A 24,816-nucleotide genomic window follows, 5' to 3' on the forward strand; every position below is an offset into this window, starting at 1 on the left:
CTACCTTAATCCTAAACACTGCTCAAGTCTTATATCTTTTTGATAAAGAGTGCAGTAAGAGTAACCTAGATCTTCGATATTAGTCTTTTCTCCGTTTGCAACTTGAACTATCTTCTCAAGTATCTCTTCACCAATTTCATCCACAGATGCTATCCCTTTCATTATTCCAGTAGCATCTATATCTATGTCATCATTTATAAGGTCAACATTTCCACTAACCCTTATTACTGGAACTATACTGTTATTGAATCCAGCTCCTCCACTAGTCCATAAAATCAACTGTGCTCCAATAGCAGCAAAATGCATTCCTGATCCACCACAAAGCATAGTTACATCAGATAAATACATCCCTGGCTTTTCTGGTTTTTCATGCCCCTGTTGATTAAACTCAAGAACTCCTTGAATTTCTCTAGTCCCAGTCTTGTGTAGAGCCCCTATAGATTTTTCTTCAATAGTAGTAAGTCCCCCTACACTGTTTCCTACACTCATTACCTCAGTATCAGATCCAACACTCCATCTCTTCTCTTCATTTGAGATCATTCTAAGCATTTTATCTTCCACTTCTTTATTTACTGCTCTCTTACATAGAATCACTTCACATCCTACAAGTTCCATTAGCTCTCCTGCAACAACAGTAGCCCCTCTATCCACAAGAAGATCAGCTGCCTTTCCAACACTAGGGTTTGAAGCCAGCCCAGAACTTGTATCAGATCCTCCACACTTAACTCCAACAATAAGCTTAGATATATCAACTGGTTGTCTTTCAAATGTGGATGCAAAATCTTCTATCTCTTTTATCAAAAGTTTGCCTTCTTCAATTGTTCTCTTTGTACCTTTTTTCTTGATACATGTTAAGTGTCTAGCTAACTTTCCACTTTCATTTATCTTATCTGAAATGATTTTAGGATCAATGCTTCCACATCCCATTGCTAGTACCAAAACACCTGCCACATTAGGATTAAGTGCAGCATTAATCATATTACTTAGAGTTTCCTCATTTCCACCTAACATACATGTATAGTGATTAGTAACCACAATGGAATTCTCAACCTCTTCTGAGATTTTTCTTGCAATACCATCCATACATTCATCAACTGCTATAATTAAAATATTATTTCTTATACCTACACTACCATCTTTTCTTACATATCCATTGAACTTCATCATTTCGCCTCCTCTCTACCCATTTGTCTCAATATTTCTTTTATTATGGATGGAGGAAAGTTTACTTTTTCACTTTGAACATTATGGACATGTACAAACTGTCCTTTATTAATCACCTTTAAACTTAAACCAATCTTATATCCACATTTGATAATTTCTGATTTCTCTGAAATATCTTTTACTGCAATCTTGTTCCCAAATGGTATAGGCTCATACGCTTTGAATTCATCTATGACTTCATTCTTATGAGATAGAACCTTCGCCATATCTCCAACTATAATATCCTCAAGTGCTGTTGCCACATTATCGTTGTCAGTCTTCATCAATACCTTCCTCATTCTATTGCCTCCTAGAATATTGTTCTATATCACACTTTGTTTGATCACATCACACTTTGTTTTATCATATCCACATATAACAGTTCAGAATATAATTAAATAAATCATTGAGTGATAATTGTATTTTTGTTATTATCTTCACTGTAATATTAATAATTATTTTTATTACTATTGTTTCTTTTAAATGGTTTTCATTACTCTGTTAATTAACCTTTAACTAAATACTCTATACTGCTTGATTATTTCATAATCCAGTTCAATTCCAAGTCCTGGAGTATTAGGTACTTCCACATATCCATCTTTGAATTCTATCTTGTTCTTAACAAGCTTCTCAAAAAGAGGACTTATGCTCTGTGAATACTCAATGAGATCAGTATTCTCACATGCAGCTAAGAAATGGACAGTAGCTGCAATTAACACTCCTGTACTGAATCCATGAGGCACTAATTTTGTACCGTATTTTTCTGATAATTTATAGATTTTCATTGATTCGCTTATTCCGCCACATCTTGTAACGTCAGGTTGTACAAGGTCAGGCTTTCCTACTTCAAGGAAATTCTGAAACTCATATCTTGTAGTTAAAGTTTCTCCTCCTGCTATCATAGGCTTTATTGCCTCTCCAAGTTCTCTATATCCCACAAGGTCATCTGATCCTATTGGCTCTTCAATCCAGTTAAGATTAAACTCTTTTAGCTTCTCAGCCATAAACCTTGTATGCTCAGGAGTTCTCCATTTAGCTGCTAGATCTATCTGAAGTTCAAAATCTTCTCCAGCTTCTTCTCTTACAGCCTTTATGATTTCATAATCAGTTTCTGGATTATCTCCAAGAATCCCCCCACCGAACTTAAGGCTGGTGAATCCCTTATTAATAAGTTCCCTAACAATCTTTTTATTTTCTTCTGGAGTATCTGCAGGAATAAAAGTTCCATAAGCTCTTATTCTATCTCTATACTTTCCACCTAATAATTCATACACAGGCTTTCCATGATATTTACCAGCTATATCCCACAATGCAATATCAATGGCACTCATTGCATGTATTCCTGCCCCTCTTCTTCCAACATAATTTGAATAAGTGTACATCTTATCCCATAACTTTTCTATCTCAAGAGGGTTCTCACCAATTAATAATTCTTTTAACCCAAAGCATGCCAGATTTGAGTTTGGAGTTTCAATTAAGCTCTTCACAACAAGAGGTGATGAATCTGTTTCTCCAATTCCCACAATTCCTTCATCTGTATATACCTTTACAAGAACTGCATCCTCTCCCCAAACAGATTTTTTATCCATGTCTGGTATCCTAAGACATATGACTTCAACATCAGTAATCTTCATCTGTATTTCTCCTATATAGGTTTTATTTTGTCGACACTATTTAATAGAGCAATTATCGTGCCAACTTTTATTAAACTTCACACAAATGGCTTATTATAGCCATTTATAAAACAAAAAAAGTTTGCTTAAGAGTATTTTTTATTATATACATCTTAAACAAACTTTATTTTTCTATTATTTTATTGTTATTTATTTTAATTTGAGTCATTTTAGACTCATTTTTCCGAAACCCATGAGTCAATTTCAACTCACCTAGTCAAAATCGACTCACCTGTTATTTAACATATTTTCTAAATAGCCTAGAAGCTTTTGTTTGACTAATCCCTAATTTTTCTGAAACTTTCCTAGAGGAATTCAACTCCTCATATGCCCTCTCAACTATTCTTTTCTCGTACTCTTCAAGCATCTCATTAAGAGTTTTACCATCATCTATATTAATCTCTGTACACTTCAATTCTTCTTTTACTGGAAGCTCATACAAATGTTTTGGTAAATGCCATGGCTTTATTTCAATATCCTTTGTTACTACGGTCAACCTCTCCATAATATTTGCAAGTTCTCTGATATTCCCCTTCCATGAGTAATTGTTTAAAATATGCTTAACCTCTTCTGAAAGCCTATGTGTCTTATTATATTTCTGATTATATTTATTTAAATAAAAATCACATAAAATCAAAATATCTTCTTTTCTCTCTCTTAGAGGAGGTATCTGGATTTCAAATACATTCAATCTATAATATAAATCTTCTCTGAAACTTCCCATTTCAACCATCTTTTTAAGATCCTTATTTGTTGCAGCAATTATCTTTACATCTACACTTATAGGCTTTGTACTTCCTACAGGGTAAAACTTCTTCTCCTGTATGAATTGAAGTAACTTTGCCTGAAGTTTATATGGTATTTCAGATATCTCATCAAGGAATAGTATTCCTCCATCAGCTTCACTTGCAAGACCTTTTTTTCCCCCTCTACTTGCTCCTGTAAAACTTCCTTTTGTATATCCAAACAATTCTGATTCCACAATATCCTTACTTATGGCAGCACAGTTTATATGCACAAAAGATTTTTCCTTCCTTGAGCTGTGCTCATGAATATACTTACCAATAAGAGTTTTCCCAACTCCTGATTCTCCAGTAATTAAGCAAGGCGCATCAACGTTTACTATCTGATCTGCCAGATGTAATACCTTCTCCATTTTGTTACTTGTGGTGAGTATTTTATTCTCAAACTTTAAGTTAGCAGTTTCTTTCACTTTATCTAGAATAAACACATCCTGGCTCTCATCATCTGGAATATCATCTCTTACACTCATTGCAACATATTGAACCTCATTTTGTTCATCAAATATTGGTATAGCAATTGTAAGGATTTTTGCTCCAAGTTTCGTCTCCTGTTTCTGTTTAACTGTTTTTTTTGTCTTATAAACAAATGGCAGGACAGATGTACTCCAATATTCATCTGCATAATCGAAGAAAGAACTTCCCATCATCTCCTCTTTTGTCATACCATAATGCCTTTCACAAGCTTTATTTATATATATAATTTTATAGTTATTGTCATATACAATAACTTCATCGTATAACTCATCTATTATTCTTATAAATTCCTGATAGCTCAAATCATTCATCATGTATACTATCACTCCTTAATATATCTTCTAGTGTAGCATTGTGTACTTTTTTAATAATTTGGGATTTAAATTTGATATGTTTTAAACAATAGTGATGTGATATTTCTATTGTACTGATTCTTAGAGTAAAAGTCCAATAATAAATAAAATCGGGTACGGTTCATTAATTTGATTTTTTTTAAAACTAAAAGCTTGTACATCCCAACCCTTGAAGTTAAGTGTGCAAGCTTCTTTACTAACAAATCATCTTTAAATATCCATTAACTATGCTTTCTTAGATTATTATCCTTTTCTTCCGAATGTAATTAATAATCCATGTACTTTTAAAAATGATTTATTTTTTTTAGTATTTCTAAAATATTCTGCTATTTTTGATTGCATATTAATATAAGATTCTGCATCAACTCTATCAATTCCTCGGTTCATTAATAATTCAATAGTATTTTCTTGACTGGATATACTAAGGGATTTATCCAATCCATTAATTTGTATGAAATCTTGTACTTTTTCTTCGTAATCCTCCATATATGGATTTACATACATTACTTTATCATTCATACGAATATCAATATCATGCAAACCTATCTGCTGCATATAAAATGGTAACCTCATTCCAATTGCATAATCTCTACCTTCACACTCTAATTCCTTCTTCCATACCTTATGAAAATCAAATGCTGTGCAAAGATAATCATATTTAATGTCATCAATATATAACCCGTCATTTTCAAACTCCCTGTTAACATCTACACAGGCAACAAGACCGCCTTTCTTAACAGAAGCTGCCATTTTCTTTAATACTTCCATAGGTTTATTCATATGACGTAGTCCAGCTTGACAGATAGCTATGTCATATTTTTTATTTGTTTCTAGTGAATATATGTCTGATACCATAAACTTTGCATCAAACTCAGTATTTTTAAAATTTATTTTAGCTTTATTAGTAAAATATTCGTTATCAACTCCTGTATAGGTACTTCCCTCAGGTAAAATCTCAAGTAACTTCATCCCTAAGTAACCCTCTCCACACCTATACTCAATAACATCCATTGGGGATTGAACATTCCAAACACTTTTAACAAGAAAACTTAAATAATCATCATTCCAAAAGTATTTTCTATTTTTATATAATTTATCAGCATTTCCATTCCAATTATCACGATTATCAGTGTTCCTTGGCATGTACTCTTTCTGTGGTAATGGTTTTAAACCTAATAATACATCTACAGAAACATTAAAATACTCAGCTATACTTGGTAATAAAGTAATATCCGGCATTGTTTTTCCAGTTTCCCATTTACTAACCGATTGAAAAGATACACCTAATACTTCTGCTAATTCCTGTTGTCCTATTCCTCTTGCTTTCCTCAATTCTGCAATTTTAAGTTTAACTATTGTCATGTAATGACCTCCTTCAATTTTATAACTTAATGCTAACATAACCCTTAAGTCAAACCCATAACGCAACTTTAGAATCAATTCGCATATTAGGTGAATATTTGATAACTTCTACTTGTTCTTGTGGATTCAGTTTACACTTTCCTGTGATAAGTTCTTAGCAAGTGTAGTTTTTCCATTTGCTACTATTCCGATTATATATATCATACTCATATTTCTTCCCTCCCCAAATGTAGATTAATTATTTAGATGAAAGTGGATATGCTATTGTAGGTCTAAAAAATTCATCATACCCTTTTTTATACCAATAAGGATTATAACTCCATATCCATTTATAAATCTCATCTGGACTAACATTCTCTTTATGTAAAATTTCTTGTAAATATTTTATTGAAACTTTATCTTTTTCACGTGGTTTCCATATAGGAGTAAGCATTTGTACTTTTGTCTTTATAGCATATTCAAACTTGAATCCTGAAGTATAAACTTTAACATTATAAAATTCTCTTGGATTACTATCAAGCCATTTATAAGGGAAATAAACTGTTCCTTCTCTACCAATATGTCTCCATTTAGCAATTTCACCATCAATATCAAGACAGTTAAAGCTAGCATGAAGTTCACCTTTTCTTATCTCTAACATATTAATATCTTCAAAATATTCAATTTCATATCCTCTGGATTCATATAAGCATTTCAATTTATCTAATTTTTCTAACATATTCTCAGTAAACACATCTAAGTCACTATGCTCGCGAATTAAGCTTCCTTTTAAAATATCAATTACATATCCTCCCCAAATATATGACTTTATTTCACATTCATTTGATATCTCATAAATATCTTTCATAATTTCTAAATAACCTTGATTACGTATTGATATATCCTCAAGGTTTATATAATTTGTACCATTATTCATTAATACTCCCCCATTTAATAAATCATCATATAAATAATACCAAACGTATGTTTTTATGTCAAATTTTACATATAGCATTTGTTATTATGTGTATTATAAAAAAGACTTGCACACTCCTCTTATTCCTAAATCGAGTGCGCAAGCCTTTTTGAACTTTTATAAACTTTTATTTACGCCGAAACATGGATAAACATTTTTTACGACCGTTTTACCATTTACCAACATTTTAAATTGAATAGTTTCATCATTCTTCATCATACTAGCACTTGCTTTTCTTTCTAACTCTTTTGAGTCCCAGAATAATACCAAAGTCCATTGATCTTTTTCTCCTTTAGCAATATGCATACCACCGTATCCATTAAACCTTTTATAGAATACATCTAGTACCTTTAATCCATCAAACACTTGATGTTCTCCTACATTATCAACCTGATGAAATGTTATTATTTCAATACTTCCATTTTCTATCATATTAACACCTCCTAAATGTTATCTTCATTTTAACTTGAGGTGTTAAAAAATAATTGTATAAATACGACACTATTTATATTTAAAATGTGATTTAAGAGCAGGCGCCTTTACTTGAAACTTACTTGGAGTATGCTTTGCAAAACCTTTAAAACTCTTCACAAAATGGGGCTGATCGTAATACCCATGTTTATATGATATATCCGTTAAGTTAAATTCTCTTTTATACATAATATCTCTAGATGCCTCTTCAAACCTAAGGATATTCATAAACATCTTAGGACTTATACCAATATATTTTCTAAAAATTCGTTCTAATCTTCGTACTGATATTCTATTTGCTTCACAGTACTCCTTGATATTAAAAACATCTTCTACTATAAAATCTGATATTATACTGCAGTCTTTCTCTTCTTGTTCTGTAACCCTAATACAACCTATTAATTCGCTTTCTATTGATTGGACAAAGTCATAAGGCTTATCAAATAAGTTTAGATACTTATATATTTCTTTACAAAGAGAATTATTTACATCATTTAAATCTACAATTTTGTTCACAAAGTTACTCATAGGCTCTCTTACAAGAAAATAAAATCCCCAAGGTGTAAAACTAACCCCTAATGCTTGTATCTTTCCACTTTGAGTCATCAATACTGAATTTTCTCTTATACCGTGAAAATGAATAGAATCTGATTTAATTACACTTTTATTATCCCCATAAACAAATGGTTTCCCATTTGTTATTATCAAATCAACATGATCCATTGGCAATAACTCATAGCTAGATAAAGGATTTGCCTCTTCATTAACATACCAATAATGACGTATGAATAACTTAAGAAGTGGATTAATTTCATTAAAAAATTGTATTTTAGGCAATTCAGTATCCTCCTCTTTGAAATTACTCAATTATAAACTTTATTTCCATACTTCAGCAGCATACTCACCTAATTCTGGATGTGCTCCCCCTGGGATAAAGATAATATCTGCTTCTTCCATTTCATCTTCTAAAAATATAAAATCAGTAATGTCATTTATAATTTTCACGTTTATCTCCTCCTTACCATCATATTTCAAGTATATTACTCAAATAAATTTTTTATATACTCATAATCAATTTTATTTTTCTTAGCTCTATGAAAAAAACCTTTATACCTGATTGTTTCTTCTGAATTAATTATTAATTTCTTTATAACCCTTTGTTTATTGTTATAAATTTTTAGGTTAAATGAATAACCCATATAAAAAAATGATGGTTTATCTTTTTTAAATGTAACACTATTTAAGTTATTTATTATGTGTTCAATATCAGACTTTTTAGTGATTTCAATATAATCTCCATTATAACCACACCTAATATTTATTTTAGAAACTTCATTGGGTTTTATATGAGAAATCCTATGAGGAATATATGTTAATCCGTAAAGTACTACTAAGATTAGTATACTTATTATAATTATATTTTTTTTGTTCTTTATCATAACATTCACTCTCCTTTTTATTAATAATAATATACCATTAAATGGTTTATATGTATATTATTAAATATTATTTTTACATCTTTTTTAAAATTAAAAATTTGTATTATATTTAAGAAATTTTTAATAAAATACTAATACTAAGTAGTAGTTACTTAAAATACATGTAATTAATTTTTAAGGAGAGATAACATGAAAAAATCAAATAATATTAAAGTTTATATTATTTTATTATGGCTTATAATCGTATTAATACTTTTCAGGAATAATTTAATCACAACTGATTATACGATTATTATTAAATTCTTAAATACCCATGAAGATTATATCTCCTTATTCTTTATATTACTTTCAACATTTAGAATACTGATTTTTGTGCCTGGTAGTATATTCATGGTTTTAGGTGGAATTATTTTTCCCCCACTTAAAGCTTTTACTTTATCAATGATATCTATGATTATAAGCCAAAGCATTATATTCTTTATTGCAAAAACATTCTCAAATACCTCAATAAAAAATTATTTTTTAAATAAATATCCTAATCTAAATAAATTAATAATAAAGAATAACTACAAATTTTTGAGTCTAGGTATACTTTGTCCTGTTGCCCCAACAGATGCTGTTAGTTTTTTAGTATCTTACACTAAACCAAACTACCTTAAATATATTTCTGTCATTATTTTATCTAATATTCCCATGATGTTACTCTACAGTCTTATAGGAGAGAGTTTTAAAAGTTCATTTTATTACCTGATTATAGTTGTTTCTTTAATTCTTATAATTCTTTTTTATACAAAAAAAGAATGGTCTAGAATTACAAATGCGAGTCCCCCAAAAGAACTCTTGTAAATACTTACCATTCATTAGATAGTAACAAAAGTAATATATCCACATACCTTGCATATTCTAATTACAAATATGCAGGATATGTGGATACATACTATACATTTTTTTATATTATCAATTTAAGTATTATTTTATCTCTCAATATTCTTTCTTATTTCGTCAACTAGATCAGCTGCTGTTACATACTTATCCTCAATAATTCTTCTTTTTTGAATAGATATTAGTCTTCTCCTTTTTCCAGAAAATAAAGTTTCCATAATTGAATAGTTAAGTTTATAATCTGATTCTTTACTCACTAAAATACCAATAGTATCGTATCCACTATCTTTATATTCTATAACATCTCTTATATCATGCCATTGAATTAACTTATACCCTGGAATCTTTAATCCAGTTTCATTTGTAATAATTAATCCAGAAGGGTATTCCCCATCATCTTTATCTTTCTTTGGAAGAACTTTACTAAGTAGAATAGCAATACCTATCAAAATTAATGTTCCCCCTAAAATCATCTCAAATCTTATTTTTAATATAATTGTACATAAAAATACAATAGTAACTATCCAAAGGGCGATAGTAAGTAATCGTCTATAATCCAGATACTCTAATAATCGATTTCCTTGTTTCTTCAACCTGCTATAATTCATGTATAATGATGGTACAACTGCTATCAGAACAATTGTAGATGCATATTCAACTTCTTTCATATTAATATATAATACTCCTAGCCCTATACAAAGTATGCTAATTATAATAATCCCTATTAGATTCATTTCTGAATTTTTATATTTAATCTCCATAGTACCCTCTCTTCATTATGTATTTTCTATTATAATATTATTTTAATTTATTTAAGTCAACTTTACAAATACTCATAATTTTTGCTATTATATAATGAAATAGTCTAAATTAGATAATTATATTGTTTTTTTTATATTTAAAGGAGGTTTTTTATGGAGAAGAAGATTAAGAATCGTTGGCTCGTTGTATTAGGTGCAGTACTTCTTCAATTATGTATAGGTGCAATTTATTCATGGAGTTTATTTAATCAACCACTTGTTGATAAATTTGGATGGTCAAGTAGTGAAACACTTCTCACATATTCAATTGCAATTTTTGTTTTTGCTTTTACCACTATATTTTCTGGTAGACTTCAAGATAAAATTGGTCCTAGAAAAATTGCTACAATTGGCGGCGTATTATACGGTGCTGGTTTATTCTTGGCTTCTAAAGCAACTTCTCTGATACTATTATATATTTCTTTTGGTGTTATTGCTGGAATTGGAGTTGGCTTTGTATATGTTTGTCCACTTTCAACTTGTATTAAGTGGTTTCCAGAAAAAAAAGGATTTATAACTGGTATTGCAGTAGGAGCTTTTGGCCTTGGAAGTTTAGTTTTCAAATCTGTAATTCAATATTTCCTAGCTTCAAAAGGAGTTTCAGAAACCTTCTTTTATTTAGGAATAATATTTATAATCCTTATATTATGTGGAGCTCAGTTATTAATCCTTCCACCAGAAGATTATAGTAAAAATACTAAAAAGACAAACAATTCTGTAAAGGAAATTAATTTTTCAGTTAAAGAAATGTTGAAAACTAAAGTCTTTTATATTATTTGGGTAATGTTTTTATTCGGATGTATGAGTGGACTTTTAGTAATCGGACTTGCAAAAGATATAGGTATCCAATTAGCTGGACTTGAACCTGCTGTTGCTACAAATGCTGTAGCTATGGCAGCACTTTTTAATGCTGGTGGAAGACTTGGTTGGGGAACTATATCAGATAAAATTGGAAGAATAAAAGTAGTTTTATTTCTGTTTATTATAACTGCTATATGCATGATTGTAATGAGTGTTGTTCCTCTTAATTTTGTAATATATTTTACTTGCCTTGCTGGAATTTCATTTTGTTTTGGTGGTTTTCTATCTGTATTACCTACTATTATAGGTGAGTTTTATGGTATTAAAAATTTAGGAGCCAATTATGGTCTTGTCTTCCAGGCATATGGTATAGCAGCCCTTGTAGGACCAATTATTGTTGCAAATGCAGGGGGACTTAAACCTACATTTATGATTTCAGCAGTTCTCGCTATTATTGGTGGTGCTATGACGTTTTTAGTAAAAGCGCCTTCAAAAACGAATGTATAATTGATAATGGAGAATGGAGAATGAATGATGGTTCTGACTTAGGTCAGAACCTATATTTTATTGTTCTTTAAAACAAATTATTACATACTATAAAGATATTAAAAGGCGATAATAGTTTATCTCTTTTTAAATACAAATAATTGAAAACTTTTTAATAATAATCATTAAATATGCTAATACTACATTGTTTAATACTGATGTTAAATTTACATTTGAAGACCATAGAATTTCACTTTCCATTCTCCGTTTATCTTTTTCATTTCAAGGTTAAGGTACTGATAATAATCAGTGTTTTTTAAACAGAACTCATACTCTGCAATTATCCTATCTTCCTTTATATCATTTGGGTCAAGTTTTAAGATTAAGAATTCAACATCATCAAATTTATTTTCTGTGTTATAATAATTATCTTTATTTTCTGGGTTTATAAGATAACTTTTCATTGCGCTTACATCACCGCTGAGGTAAGCTTTTGTAAATTTCCATGAAACTACTTGAAAATCGTGACCTTCTTTACTTTTTAAGAATTTGTCTTTATGCTCCAGCTTTTGAGCGTTTTCATTTAAGTTATTGGTATTATTTTTAGTTTTGTTATCTACTTTAGTATGGTTTTGAGTAGACTTTTCTGATATCGTAATTATCTCGTTTTTAGAAGTTTCCTCGCTTTCTTTATTATTATTTGTACACCCTAATAATGCTATACTTACTATTAATACTATTATTAATACAGTTAAATATTTTTTCATTTTTTCTCTCCTTTTCCCCGCTCTTTCATTTCCACAACTAATTCAGAGGCCCCTACTCCGTACTTTTCACTTACTCTCAGCTTGATTATTGTTATGAGTCTTCTATTCTTCCCATATATTAAGTCCTCAATTTTAGAAGTTTTAATTTTATAAGTCCTTTCATTAGACACTAGTACACCTATCATTGAAATTTTTCCAGACTCATATTCTATAATGTTACTTATATCTTCCCATTTAATAAATCTATACTCTGGAATCTTTATACCTTCTTCATTCAATATAATCTTGTCTCTAGGATAACCACCCTCTTCACTATTATCTGTTTTTTTAATAAGTTCTCCTTCGATACTCAAAATAATTGTACTTATAATCAAAAATACTCCAATAATAACATCAGCATTTTGCCTAAAAATCAAAATACTAATGATAATCATTCCGTATACAATAACGTAACTTCTTGTTTCATGTCCATAGTCCAGGTAATCCACTATTCCCATACCTTTGCCCTTCATCACTTTATAGTCAACAATTTTCATAATTAAAAAAATTATCATAATCATTATATAAAGAGCATAATTATCGGTTTTAGCAAAAATGAGCCAAATACCAATAGCTATAAAAACTAATGCTATAATATACGCAAGAATATCTCTACCTCTTTTATATTCAAATTCCATACTCCTCCTCCTTTAAACTACTAACATATGCTTAGAGCTTGGCACATCATCTTAAATTAGATTGCCAAGCTCTACAGTTATTATATATATTCTTATCTCTGTATAGAAATTCCTTCCTTTAATCTCATAAATTTCATATCAGCGTTACCGCTATGAAGCTGCCATGCATACCAAATAGCATATGGAACACATATCATCCCATTTATGATACCCCAATATTTTAATATTTCAGCATTATGCCAACTTGATGCATCCATAAGACTTGGGAATAATCCTCCAAAACATGCTCGTATCAATATATGTGTAGCTAAGGTATAAACCCTACTCATTACATATAACTCTGGTCTTCTCTTCATAATTGGGTATATCTCTGCTGCAAAAATTATACAAAGTGATGATGCAAAATATGCACCAGCTTCTGCATATACAAAACATCCATTCCAAGTAGTATATAATAGATTCCATCCAATTGTAGTATATACAACTAAATCACTGGCTTTCCCTTTAGATATCTTCCAATACTTTGATGGAAAGGGTATTGTAATACATAAAATCACTCCACATAAAGCATTCAACATATTCCCCATTTGATAATCTTTTACTGTAGCTTCCATTATATTGAGGAATAGAACTCCATATAATGTCCACATTACCCATCCTTTTTGCAAGAACTCCCAACCTTTACCTTTTCTCTCTTCATAATTAGATATTCTTGCGAATCCCACTAAGATTGTCGGTACTAAAACACTTAAAGTTTTAAACCACCTAAACCATCCATCTACATTCCTTAACCAAAGTGGAAATGTAAATAATGCTCCAATCCATATCCAATTGGCTATTTTGTAGTGCTTCCTCATAAAAGATACGATTAAAATTAAAAGCGCAAAGTATCCCCCCATAGATATTATGTACTGCCATACTGGTATATCCATATTTCTGCTCCCCCTTTTTATGTCTTCTATATATCCTGTATTTTACTCCTATCTACATAAATTTTCAAGTTTTTCATTTTTTTATATATTATTTATTATAGTAAACACATAAAAATTATTTTTCAAATCCATCAAGGGGACGGTTCATTAATTTATATAAAAAGCTTGTACAAACACCTTAAGTTACGTTTATGCAAGCCTTATAATAAATCTCTATACTCCAATCCTTTTAATCAGTCATTATTTAGTTAATTTAACAATTTAATATTCTAATTTTATCAGCTGATAACCGCCCTATCCCTTCAATTTCATAAGAACCATCCTTTAATTCAGGTTTTTTATTTGTGTTAAATGTTATTTTTGATATATTATATCGATTATTCTCATATTCCATAATCACAGGTTTTAATAACCATTTGTTTTCTCCATCAATATTAATACATATGCAATGTTTATGAAGTATTTCATTTCCTATTTCCTCTATATTCATAGGGTCATATCCATATAATTTCATGTCATATTTAATAGATATTTTTATCTTATTTTCATTTTTAAATTCCTTAAATAATTCCTCTTTTCTTTTTTCATGCTTCTCTATCTCTTCTAAAATATATCCTCTTAATAGATCATCCTCATTAAGCTCATTATAATCACTTGTGATATCCTCTCTTTCATAAATGAATTATATATTTCTATTAAGAAATCATATATATATGGTGTTTTTTCATATTTATTATATTTATCAGTCCATCTATTATCCAACCTATCTAATATTAATCCTATATATGCTCCTGCATAATAACAGTCATGTCTGAAATTCTTTAGAGTATTCTCTGAGAATTTCATGACTCCTTGGTATGTTTTTAATACCTCATTTAACTCTTTTTCTGAACTATTGATTAAAGATTTAATCTCAACATACGCTGCTGTTCCTTCCATTGTCTCTAATCCCATTTCATATCGTTGTGTACCTTCTCCTAATAACTTCATTCTTTCATTTCTATAATGTATGAAATCATTTAATAAAGCATAGAAATCTTTCTTATCACTTGAACTTATAACCTTTTCTAATGCCTCTCTCTCAAGTGCTCTGTAAAGCAAATTATCCACTTGAAATTTATAATCAAGAATCCCTAAAGGATCTCCACACATGTACAACATATCTCCTCTACTCTGAAACACATGAAAGCTCTCATGTACAATTATTGAGTATAGCTTCTCTATACTTATATTCTCCATATAATGAAGACCAACAATAGCTATCTTTTTCCCGTAAAAATCAATAGCTGAATTTCCCTTAAAATCATCAGTAACATTTCCTATAAATATATATTCATCTATACATACAAATGTATCTGGTAATGAATCATGTCCTATTATACAAACCTGTTCCTCATTATATATTGCAAATGGTTCTTTCTTAAACCCACTCCAATATTTATTAAAATTATCATTGTTCCAAATATCTACTATCGCCTTCATTATATTAATAATATTTTTCCCCATATGAACATCCCCCTTTATATCTCATAATCTTCAAATACACTAACTACCTTGCAAATATTCTTAGAATCGCCCTTAAATATAAATCTCCCAATACCTGTTTCTTTATTATAGTTATATTGAAATCTAATATTTCCATTCTCCACCTTATTTATAGTGTTACATACTCTTCCACATAGCTTCTCGATTTCTTCCTCGCTCTCCACCTTAAAGTCAACTATTGTGTGTAGTGTCACTTTTTCTTCACTCTTGCCTTCCATCAACCCTAACAGAATATCATCCTGTTTCTTTTGAAAGTGTTCTATTATCTCTTCGTTATTCATAAATCTTTTTAGTTCATCTTTCTCAACCTTCCATCGTCCCCCAACCTTTGATGCACATAACTTATCTTCTTTAATATATCTTCTTACTGTACGTGTATGCACATCTAGTACTTGAGCTACTTCTTCAACTGTAAATAATTCTTTCATATAATCACCTCTAATTACATTTTATACCATTGGTTACCTTTTGTCAACTTTTATTACATTCCGTTACAATAAGACATTCTTGGGGACGGTTCATTCTTGGGGACGGTTCATAAATTACTAACTGCTTGTACAATCAAATTCACTTTTGAATAGGACAATCAATTTTAATGAACCGTCCCCTAATATAATATAGTTTGTACACACTTCTTATTTTTGATATAATTACCATATAATTCTTTGATTACATATCACTAGAATTAAGCACTTATATCAACAATTGGAGGAAATCAAATGAAGTTTGTAATTCAAAAATCAGAACTATTAAACGGTGTTTCCATTGCACAAAAGGCTATTTCAAATAAGAGTCTGAGTCCTCTTCTTCAAGGTCTTCATATTAAAACATCTAGTGATGGTATAGAAGTAACAGGATCAAGTAATGATGTAATTATACATACTAATCTTGAGGGAAAAGTTATTTCTCAAGGTGAGGTTATTGTTAACTCGAGAATGTTTGGAGATATTATTAGAAGACTCCCAAACGAAGAAATAATAATTGAAAGAAATGAAAATTCACTTATAATATATTATGCTGATTCAAAAGCTCAACTTAACTGCAATGATGGAAATGAATATCCTAGAATAAACAACCAAGATCTAGAACACAGTTTTTATATTTCAACTGAAGAACTGAAAAAAATGATTGATGGATGTGTATACGCATGTTCCACTAATGACATTCGTAATACTTTTACAGGGGTTCTTTTTGATATCCAAAAACACTCTGTTTCTATGGTTGCTATGGATGGACTTAGAGTGGCTTTATCCAAAAGATCATATTCTAGTAATTTCACAGGAAGTAGGATTATTCCTGGTTCTACATTATCAGATGTTTCAAGAATAATTACAAACGAAGGAGCTACAGTAAATGTATCCTTCAATGATAATAATATTATCTTTATAACACCTAAAACAATGATTTATTCTAGAATTATTCAAGGTGAGTTTATTAATTATGATGCAGTTATTCCTGACAGTTTCAATATAAGTTTTAATATAGCTAAAGACAAGCTATTGCCATCTATTGATAGAGCTGCGCTCTTTGGAAAAGAAACTAGTGGTAGCTTAGTTATTCTTGAAATATCTGAAAATAATCTCACTATTTCAGCGAACTCACAATACGGACTGGTTGATGAACATATTAAAATGTCTCCAGTAATTGAAGGAGACTTAAAAATCGGCTTTAATTCTCGATATCTTTTAGAAGCTTTAAAAAACATAGATTCTGATGAAATAAATATGAGCTTTAATTCAGATATAACTCCTACTGTAATTAAGAAAGTTGATTCTGATGAATCATTAGCTATGCTCATGCCTGTACGACATAAATCATAAAATATACACTTAGTAAGATATAATGGGAAATTATAGAATATATTTATAATTGCCAAAATATAAACGGAAGTGGATTATCCACTTCCGTTTATATATTTTTTCTTATGTGAGCCACAAGGCTTCTACATTCTATTTTTTAGTGATGACATTCATGTGCACTACATGAATCACCAGAATCAGAAATATTCCCTTCAAGCCACTTAAGTGCAACAGTCTTAAGTTCTCCTGAACACCCGCGTACTACATCAATGCCAGAGTTATTTAACACACGTACTGCACCTGCTCCCATATTACCTGCAAGCATAATTGTTACACCCATATTTGATAAAGTTTGCGCTATATTTGATTTACAACCACAGCCTTCTGGTGATGAAATAGTTTCTTGAGAAATTATCTCCTTTTTATCATTATCAACTGTAAAAATAGTAAAGTATTCACAGTGACCAAAATGGTCATCTATTTGATTATTTCTTGATGGTAAAGCAATTTTCATATCATCATTCCTCCTAAAAATATTAAATCTACATTATAAACCTTTTGAGTTTTTGGCATATGCCCTTTAATTAGATAATATAGAAGGATTTGATAAATGTCAAGATTTTGTAAATATTAAATTAAGGGAACCCTAAGGTTCCCTTTGTTTTATCCATTTATTTAATCAAACTCACTCTTAATTTTTCTTCCCTTTACCTCTATTCTTTTTATCCTGTCCTTTATTATTTTCATCTTTTTCCTTGTCTTTTTTATTTTTTCCATAGGCATTTCCATTACCATTGCTATCATTATTTTCATTTTCATCTTCATCATACTCTTCTTCATCTTCGTCATCATCTTTATTTTTATCTTTGTCATCCTGACCTTTGCCCCTATTATTAATAGTAAAGTAGTATTCTCCAACCTGTGATAATGGATTCATTTCTATTAAATTATCACAAACAAGAATCTCTGCTTTATAATTTCCTATTGGTGCATTAAATAAGGTTACACCTGATGAGAATGATTTGGTGATTCCATCTTCAAGTTCAGCATTATTGAAGAAATTAAAGAAATATACATTATTGTGCTTACCAACAATTTTCATTATTACAACTGCTTCTGTATCAATATTTGCTGTAATATCAACATTGATCATAATTGCACTTTTCATTCTAAACTCATTTTTAGGATTATTCATCATATCTGTTGTTTGAATAGAATTTATAGTAAATTTCTTTTCTCCAACTATTATATATTTAAATTCTGTTACTTCACTGAATGAACTTCTTTTCTTAGCTACAGCTTTAATTGTTATTTTCCCAACTGTATTTAAAGTAATTGCTTCAGTGTATAATGTTCCATTTTCTACTGGATTACTTCCATCTGTTGTGTAATATATCTCAGCACCTTCTGTTTTAGTTGAAAGTTCTACTTCAGTATCTAAAAGAACCTTTCCACCTTCTACTGATGCTTCAACAAGAGAAATATCTTCTAGTATTTCATCAATATCTGCACTACTTCTTACCATCAATTGATAATTATCATTATATTGACCAACTGGTGCTGTAACATTTACCTTCATTACAGCTTCATAATCGCCACTATAAATTGATGGATTAAGGTATTTATCAACTCTTAACTCAATAATATTTGTTCCATCTGATACTTTCATTGAAAAATTGTTGCTTATTGGTTCTGATGGAACTTGAATAATCTCAACATCATTTAAAGTTACCAGTTGCCCTTCAAGAGTTTCATCAATTTCTCCTATAGTAACAACTTTAGGTTCTGGCAGATTATTTCCTGTTGACACTACATTAATAGACTCAAAGTATTTTAATTGTTTAAGCCCTTTATACTCAGATGTTACCCCTATTAATTGAAGCTCATTACCTAAAACAAACTCCTCTTTTCCTTTTGATCCAGCATACAAATATATACCTGCTGTATCATCTTGAATGAAGGCATTATTTCCAATCATCCCTGTTATGATACCTTTAACCATAACTTCCTCACCAATTGCTTTTTCTCTTGCTTCTGCAATTGAAATTTCTTTTGTTATATCATCACTGCTTCTTAACATCAACTGATACTTATCATAGAATTGCCCTACTGGCGCTGTTACATTCATCTTCATTCCAACTGAATAATCATCACTATTAATTCCTGGATTAAGATATTTATCAACTCTTAATTCAATAATACTTATTCCATCTGTTACCTTCATTGAATAATTATTTTCTTCTCCTGATGGTACTTCTGATATTTCAAGATTTGTGATAGTAACTAACTGCCCCTCAAGTGTTTCGTCAATTTCTCCTATAGTAACAACCTTAGGCGCTGGAAGATTATTTCCTGTTGAAACTATCTCAATATCATCAATCTCCTTCAATTCACATAGCTTATTATATTCTACAACTCTACCTGAAAGAATAAGTTCATTTCCTACAACAAACTCAGTTTGAGCATTAGCCCCTACATATAGGTAAATACCTGCTGTATCATCTTGAATAAAGGCATTATTTCCAATCATACCAGTGATGATACCTTTTATTTTAACGCTTTCACCAGTTTTTATTTTAGCTTCTTCAATGGAGATTATTTCATCTTGTGCTAAAACTGTATATTCAAATTCACGAACAACATTACTGAATACTCCATCTTTCTTTAGTACAATCCTAAAGTATGAGTTCTCATTTATTTCAAGACCTTCTACTGGGAATAATTGTCCGTCACTTGGATTAGAATCTTCACCAACTGAATAGAATATTTCAACATTGTTCTCATCAGCAATAATTGTTACTACTTCCCCTTTATTAATCTCACCAGATCCATGACTTGGATTAATTCTTGCATAATCAACTATATTCTTAGAAGAAGTAACTATGCTATATTTTTCTCCTTTCTTAGCTACAGCTTGCACTTTAATAATTCCTGTTTCCGTTAGAGCAAATGGGCCTGTATATTCAATACCATCTGTAATTGGATCTGATTCATAAAGATTATAGGTGGAGTCATCAATAGTGTAGTAGATAGTTGCTCCTTCTGTATCTGTAGATAGTACAACTTCTGTTCCAACCTTTACTTCCTCATCTAAGATATTAAACTTAACAGGCTCAACATATTCCACATTACCTAAACCTGATATTTGTACCATAACTGGATCATGGTCACTTGCTCTTCCACTATGCTCAGTGAACTCAGCATTTAAGTGAACTATATCGCCAATTGTTCTTGCTTCAATATTTTTACTTACTAATGTACTATCAAGTACTTGAGAATTACCATTATACACATAAGTATATCTCTCATTCTTAGGTAACTTTTCAACCATATTAATAAGCTCGTCACCTTTAAGTATTCTTAAAGTTTCAGAATACTCATAATCATTCATATCTCCTAAAACAACTATATTTGCGTTAGGATCAGCAGCTAGTATTTCTTTTACAAATGAGTTAATAACTTCAGCTTGACCATGTCTCTTAGGCTCACTTCCCTTTGGAGGTGGTTGTATCTCGCCAAAGTCTGACTCGTCCCCTCTCTTTGAACCTAAATGGTTAGCTATTAAGAATACACTTTCTCCTTTAAATTTAAATTCACCAACAAGAGGTTTTCTTGAGCTGTCAAAATATGAATTTGTAGGGTCAATTCTACTTGGATTCTTAGCTAGATGCTTTCCATCCATCGTAGCAGCTTCAGTAGCTCCACCTCTATTTTCATCAAATCCAACTCTATCTTTTCTGTAGATGTATCCAACTCTAATATTTCCACCTGGCTCTCCTCCATCCTGTCCGTCCACAGGTGCAACATCTGTAAAATTGTATTCTGGTCCCCCATCAGCTACTATCTTATTAATCAATCTCATATATGACTCATTAGCCTCAGTTCCACCAGAATTTGGTCCATTATTATCCTGAACCTCAACAAGTGTAACTATATCTGGTGCTCCTAAATCATTAATTATTGAATCAGCAATTTTTGCTACTTTCTTATCTGGTGTGTGACTTGGATCTGCTGAAAAATTCTCAATATTATAAACTGCTATTGTTAATTTATCTTCATTAAATTGTATTGTAGTAGTTTCTCTTTCATTTGCTCCAGGATTTAAATCAGGTAATTCATTAACATTATATATTTTGTAGAATCCAAAGTTATAATCCATAACCCCAACTATATCCTGCGAGAACTTATCTCCCACTTTAGCATTGTTAAATCTTGAATCAGTAAATATCTTATTAGGACTAAGTGGTATCACAACATCGTCAATGTGAAGAATCTCAGGATTCACATTAGATTTAGTAGGAATAATTCCTCCCTTTATAGATAATTTATCTAATGACGCTTCCCCATTATCAGCTAACACATCAAATGTACCGTATTTTTCTTGAACACCTACTATATGAGGATTCTGAACTTTTACTAGCATTCCTTCTAAACTCTCGTATAAATCAATAGCATCTTCTGTTGTGTCAAATGTAGTCATATTATCATTATCAACAATATCAGTTATAAGATTTCTTCCATTCTTTCCTATAATTATAGGAGCAGGCAGTTCCTTTCCTGACTCTAATACATTCACTTGAGCACCTGTGATTTCAGTTACTGTTAATTCTCTTGCATCAAAAGCTGTATGTTCTTTCTCTGATACTGTACCTTGAACAGTTACAAGGTCACCAACTTTAACTCCAGTGATTTTTCCACTTACATATATTCCATCAGAAGTATTATTATTTTCATCTCCAACTTCCTCTTGTACAAATATACCTGGATAATACATGTCATAAGATACTGCTGTTACAATACCTTTAATCTTTACGTTTTGTCCTAACTTTGGTGAAGTATGCGCTTCTCCCTGAATATCATATATCTTATCAAACTCTGAATCATTTATTATTGTAAAGTTAAATACTGCCTCATCACTATTCTCCATACCTTCTTTTACAGCTATAGCGTGAATTTCAGTATTATCATTAATTACTATAGGCGTTTCAAACTTAATAGCTCCAGAAGTAGTTGTTAGCGCTTCTTGTCCAATTTTATAATATACTTCAGCACCTTCTGTACCAGATGTTAGAGTTACTTCAGTTCCTACTTGTACTTCACCAGCAACTGGTGTTGATTTAACCATTTTAACCTTATTTGAAGGAGTAACCTCTCCACTTGGTCCAAAGTAGAAATCATCGTAGTAAACTGCTCCACCATAACCAGCACTATCTTTATATGCTCTTACTTCAAAATTAAATTGAGTAGCCTCTGCTGGTGCAGTCAAAGTTGCTGTCCATTGAACCCACCCATCAGAATCAGTTGAATAAGTAGTAGGATGTAGTACATTAGAATCATTAGTTAAATAGCCTGTATCTGATTTCCATGACATCCATGGTCTTGTTCTAGCCATATTATCATTATCATAATACCAATAACTTATGGTATATTCCTGCCCAGGTTCAACATCATATATAACTGATGAAAAATCCTTTGTACCACTTGCTGATGTATGTTTAATAGAGTATGTTCCACCATGAACTTGCTCAGTTGACTGTGAAATATTTTCTATTTTTCCATTCCATCCATCAGGTTTCCCATTAGTCCACCCTTCTGCCCCACCATTTGTGAACATATTATTTTCTTCAGCCTTAGCTATTACCGGTGCGTATCCCCCAAATGCTATGCTGAACATCATAAAGGTTGAGATAAAGAGACTAATTATTCTCTTCTTATTCTTTTTACAGAATTTTTTCATATAAATAATTCCCCCTTTGCTTTTTTAATTGCCTATTATGCCTCTAAATCGTAGATTTTTTTAATTTTTCGCCATTGTTAGCACAATTTAAAATAAATAACTAATTTCTAAGTTCCCCCTCCTTTCCTATTCACTAACTAAATTATACATTTATTATTAATAATTGTAAATATTTGGATATATTATTAATGCTTTTTATAAATATAAAAGCTTGGACACACTACAAATTTAGTGCGTCCAAGCCTTTGTTTAAATATTTACTTTATATTTCTATTCATTATTAAGGTTTTCTGCTTTACGATTAGCATCCTCAATAGCTTTATTAATTTCTATTATTTTATCATGTGGTCCTTCTAAATGAACAATTCTTGTTTTACCCGATATAATAACTAGATTTTTCTCATTCACTGTCAGTTTCTTTATTTCTGTGCCATCTCTTATTTCAATTATTGAATCCTCATCTTGTATATCAACTGTAGAGAAAGGTCCTTCTAACCTTACATTTCCTTTAACAACTATGGCATTAATTTCTGCATTATAATATGCTTTGATAAAAATGTTATCTTCTGTAATTATGTTATTGAATTTACCTCTCAATTTAACAATATTTTGATCTTTACTTGAGACTATTTTGATATCTTCAAATATATCCTTTTCTGTATCTAATATAGCATCTGAATGAATAATAGTTGACTTTACTTTACTACCGCCCAGATTTATGATGCCTGTATCTGTAATTGAGTTAATTAGAAGTTTGTTAATTTCACACTCCTTAATTTTAACACCATATTTTCCTCCAGACAAAACGCTCATTTTATCAACTTCTACTCCTATCAATGAAATACTTCCAAATTTTCCTGGCTTTATTAAAACATCATCAATTTTACAGTCTTTCAATATACCATAATCACCACATACAGTTAATCTACCATTGAATGTAAGGTTATTACCTTTAAATCCATTGCTTGTTATACATACGTTTTTATCAAAGGAACAATTAGAAAGCTTACTTTTATTTATTACATAAATATCATACTTTATCTCTCTACCTAAAGTATTCTTATATACACTCATAACATCTTCAGATATAGTTATTGTTCCTTCATAAATTTCTGATTTTATTTCATCCTCTAGTGTTGCTATAATTTTTCCATCTTCAACTTTAGTATTCTTAACAAAATAATCTCCAGACAATTTAATGCTTTCTGTATATTCTTTATCTAATACAGGTTCAGTAAAAATTATCTCAATATGTTCAGTATCAAGAAATGCTACATTCTCTACTTTGAATTTTTGTGAAAGTTCATCCCTATCACCTGATTGGTACTTTATCACTTTTCCCTCTTCTGAAATATAATCAACCTTTGGAATCAATGATTTATCCACTTTTTCTCCATCATTATCATACCAAATCCCTTTGTAGCTTTTTACATATATTTTCATATCTTTGCCTATACTCTTTATTGCTTCTTGAATCTCTTCTTTATTCTCTGTTCTGTTAACATACTTAATATCATACCCTTTATTTCCAATTACAACTGAACCGTTAGGAATATCTGCAAAAACATTACTACATATAAGCATTAATGAAATCATCATAATTGCTGTCCTAACCCATACTTTCATAATAGTCCCTCCTTCACTTTTACGCTCCCTT

Annotated in this window: 23 protein-coding genes; 3 read left to right on the plus strand and 20 right to left on the minus strand. The window is 30.4% G+C overall.

Annotated features, from left to right (window positions below):
- The 10 genes from OW730_RS22620 to OW730_RS22665 all read right to left on the minus strand — a co-directional run bounded on the left by OW730_RS22620 (window position 1) and on the right by OW730_RS22665 (window position 8,733).
- A complete protein-coding gene (locus tag OW730_RS22620; protein WP_271226316.1) occupies window positions 1–1,164 on the minus strand; it encodes a UxaA family hydrolase in 1,164 nt (387 codons plus the stop codon).
- The gene (locus OW730_RS22625) at window positions 1,164–1,502 is read right to left on the minus strand and encodes a D-galactarate dehydratase (protein WP_271226317.1); all 339 of its coding nucleotides are present in this window, start codon (window positions 1,500–1,502) and stop codon (window positions 1,164–1,166) included. The genes OW730_RS22620 and OW730_RS22625 overlap by 1 nt, the downstream gene beginning before the upstream one ends.
- A gap of 213 nt (window positions 1,503–1,715) precedes the next feature.
- Complete coding sequence (locus OW730_RS22630; protein WP_271226318.1) at window positions 1,716–2,837, minus strand: mandelate racemase/muconate lactonizing enzyme family protein; 1,122 nt, start codon at window positions 2,835–2,837, stop codon at window positions 1,716–1,718.
- Between the two features lie 274 nt (window positions 2,838–3,111).
- Window positions 3,112–4,467: a sigma-54 interaction domain-containing protein gene (locus tag OW730_RS22635; RefSeq protein WP_271226319.1), complete on the minus strand. Its 1,356-nt coding sequence runs from the start codon at window positions 4,465–4,467 to the stop codon at window positions 3,112–3,114.
- A gap of 282 nt (window positions 4,468–4,749) precedes the next feature.
- A complete protein-coding gene (locus OW730_RS22640) occupies window positions 4,750–5,868 on the minus strand; it encodes a DNA (cytosine-5-)-methyltransferase (RefSeq protein WP_271226320.1) in 1,119 nt (372 codons plus the stop codon).
- 238 nt (window positions 5,869–6,106) lie between these two features.
- Window positions 6,107–6,784 carry a nucleotidyltransferase domain-containing protein gene (locus tag OW730_RS22645; protein WP_271226321.1) on the minus strand — a complete coding sequence of 226 codons (678 nt, stop codon included), beginning with the start codon at window positions 6,782–6,784 and terminating at the stop codon, window positions 6,107–6,109.
- A 156-nt stretch (window positions 6,785–6,940) separates the two neighbouring features.
- Window positions 6,941–7,255 carry a hypothetical protein gene (locus OW730_RS22650; protein ID WP_271226322.1) on the minus strand — a complete coding sequence of 105 codons (315 nt, stop codon included), beginning with the start codon at window positions 7,253–7,255 and terminating at the stop codon, window positions 6,941–6,943.
- 69 nt (window positions 7,256–7,324) lie between these two features.
- On the minus strand, window positions 7,325–8,131 hold the full coding sequence (locus OW730_RS22655) for a helix-turn-helix domain-containing protein (protein WP_271226323.1): 807 nt from the start codon (window positions 8,129–8,131) through the stop codon (window positions 7,325–7,327).
- A gap of 39 nt (window positions 8,132–8,170) precedes the next feature.
- Window positions 8,171–8,299: a hypothetical protein gene (locus tag OW730_RS22660; protein ID WP_271226324.1), complete on the minus strand. Its 129-nt coding sequence runs from the start codon at window positions 8,297–8,299 to the stop codon at window positions 8,171–8,173.
- A 35-nt stretch (window positions 8,300–8,334) separates the two neighbouring features.
- Window positions 8,335–8,733 carry a hypothetical protein gene (locus OW730_RS22665; protein WP_271226325.1) on the minus strand — a complete coding sequence of 133 codons (399 nt, stop codon included), beginning with the start codon at window positions 8,731–8,733 and terminating at the stop codon, window positions 8,335–8,337.
- Between the two features lie 189 nt (window positions 8,734–8,922).
- On the opposite strand from OW730_RS22665, the gene OW730_RS22670 reads away from it, so the two are divergent.
- Window positions 8,923–9,579 carry a VTT domain-containing protein gene (locus tag OW730_RS22670; RefSeq protein ID WP_271226326.1) on the plus strand — a complete coding sequence of 219 codons (657 nt, stop codon included), beginning with the start codon at window positions 8,923–8,925 and terminating at the stop codon, window positions 9,577–9,579.
- 128 nt (window positions 9,580–9,707) lie between these two features.
- On the opposite strand, the gene OW730_RS22675 is transcribed toward OW730_RS22670, so the two are convergent.
- Window positions 9,708–10,376 (minus strand): hypothetical protein, encoded by a 669-nt coding sequence (locus tag OW730_RS22675; protein WP_271226327.1) that lies wholly within the window; start codon window positions 10,374–10,376, stop codon window positions 9,708–9,710.
- 153 nt (window positions 10,377–10,529) lie between these two features.
- Between OW730_RS22675 and OW730_RS22680 the strand changes: the two genes are divergently transcribed.
- A complete protein-coding gene (locus OW730_RS22680; RefSeq protein WP_271226328.1) occupies window positions 10,530–11,723 on the plus strand; it encodes an L-lactate MFS transporter in 1,194 nt (397 codons plus the stop codon).
- Between the two features lie 206 nt (window positions 11,724–11,929).
- Here OW730_RS22680 and OW730_RS22685 read toward each other — a convergent pair whose 3' ends face one another.
- The 6 genes from OW730_RS22685 to OW730_RS22710 form a co-directional block, all read right to left on the minus strand.
- Window positions 11,930–12,469 carry a hypothetical protein gene (locus OW730_RS22685; RefSeq protein WP_271226329.1) on the minus strand — a complete coding sequence of 180 codons (540 nt, stop codon included), beginning with the start codon at window positions 12,467–12,469 and terminating at the stop codon, window positions 11,930–11,932.
- Window positions 12,466–13,146, minus strand: a complete 681-nt coding sequence (locus OW730_RS22690; RefSeq protein ID WP_271226330.1) for a hypothetical protein — start codon at window positions 13,144–13,146, stop codon at window positions 12,466–12,468. The genes OW730_RS22685 and OW730_RS22690 overlap by 4 nt, the downstream gene beginning before the upstream one ends.
- Before the next feature lie 92 nt (window positions 13,147–13,238).
- Window positions 13,239–14,078 carry a hypothetical protein gene (locus OW730_RS22695; RefSeq protein WP_271226331.1) on the minus strand — a complete coding sequence of 280 codons (840 nt, stop codon included), beginning with the start codon at window positions 14,076–14,078 and terminating at the stop codon, window positions 13,239–13,241.
- A 253-nt stretch (window positions 14,079–14,331) separates the two neighbouring features.
- Entirely contained in the window at window positions 14,332–14,592 is a 261-nt protein-coding gene (locus OW730_RS22700; protein ID WP_271226332.1) for a hypothetical protein, read from the minus strand.
- A 104-nt stretch (window positions 14,593–14,696) separates the two neighbouring features.
- A complete protein-coding gene (locus tag OW730_RS22705; RefSeq protein ID WP_271226333.1) occupies window positions 14,697–15,584 on the minus strand; it encodes a hypothetical protein in 888 nt (295 codons plus the stop codon).
- Between the two features lie 14 nt (window positions 15,585–15,598).
- Complete coding sequence (locus tag OW730_RS22710) at window positions 15,599–16,051, minus strand: helix-turn-helix domain-containing protein (protein ID WP_271226334.1); 453 nt, start codon at window positions 16,049–16,051, stop codon at window positions 15,599–15,601.
- A gap of 291 nt (window positions 16,052–16,342) precedes the next feature.
- Between OW730_RS22710 and dnaN the strand changes: the two genes are divergently transcribed.
- Window positions 16,343–17,443: a DNA polymerase III subunit beta gene (dnaN, locus tag OW730_RS22715; protein ID WP_271226335.1), complete on the plus strand. Its 1,101-nt coding sequence runs from the start codon at window positions 16,343–16,345 to the stop codon at window positions 17,441–17,443.
- Window positions 17,444–17,579: 136 nt separating this feature from the next.
- On the opposite strand, the gene OW730_RS22720 is transcribed toward dnaN, so the two are convergent.
- From OW730_RS22720 to OW730_RS22730, 3 genes are all read right to left on the minus strand, one after another.
- Entirely contained in the window at window positions 17,580–17,936 is a 357-nt protein-coding gene (locus tag OW730_RS22720; RefSeq protein WP_271226336.1) for a NifB/NifX family molybdenum-iron cluster-binding protein, read from the minus strand.
- Between the two features lie 177 nt (window positions 17,937–18,113).
- Complete coding sequence (locus OW730_RS22725; protein ID WP_271226337.1) at window positions 18,114–23,159, minus strand: chitobiase/beta-hexosaminidase C-terminal domain-containing protein; 5,046 nt, start codon at window positions 23,157–23,159, stop codon at window positions 18,114–18,116.
- Between the two features lie 270 nt (window positions 23,160–23,429).
- Entirely contained in the window at window positions 23,430–24,785 is a 1,356-nt protein-coding gene (locus tag OW730_RS22730) for a hypothetical protein (RefSeq protein WP_271226338.1), read from the minus strand.
- Between the last annotated feature and the right edge of the window lie 31 nt (window positions 24,786–24,816).

Source organism: Oceanirhabdus sp. W0125-5, assembly GCF_027938815.1.
Classification (GTDB): domain Bacteria; phylum Bacillota; class Clostridia; order Clostridiales; family Clostridiaceae; genus Oceanirhabdus.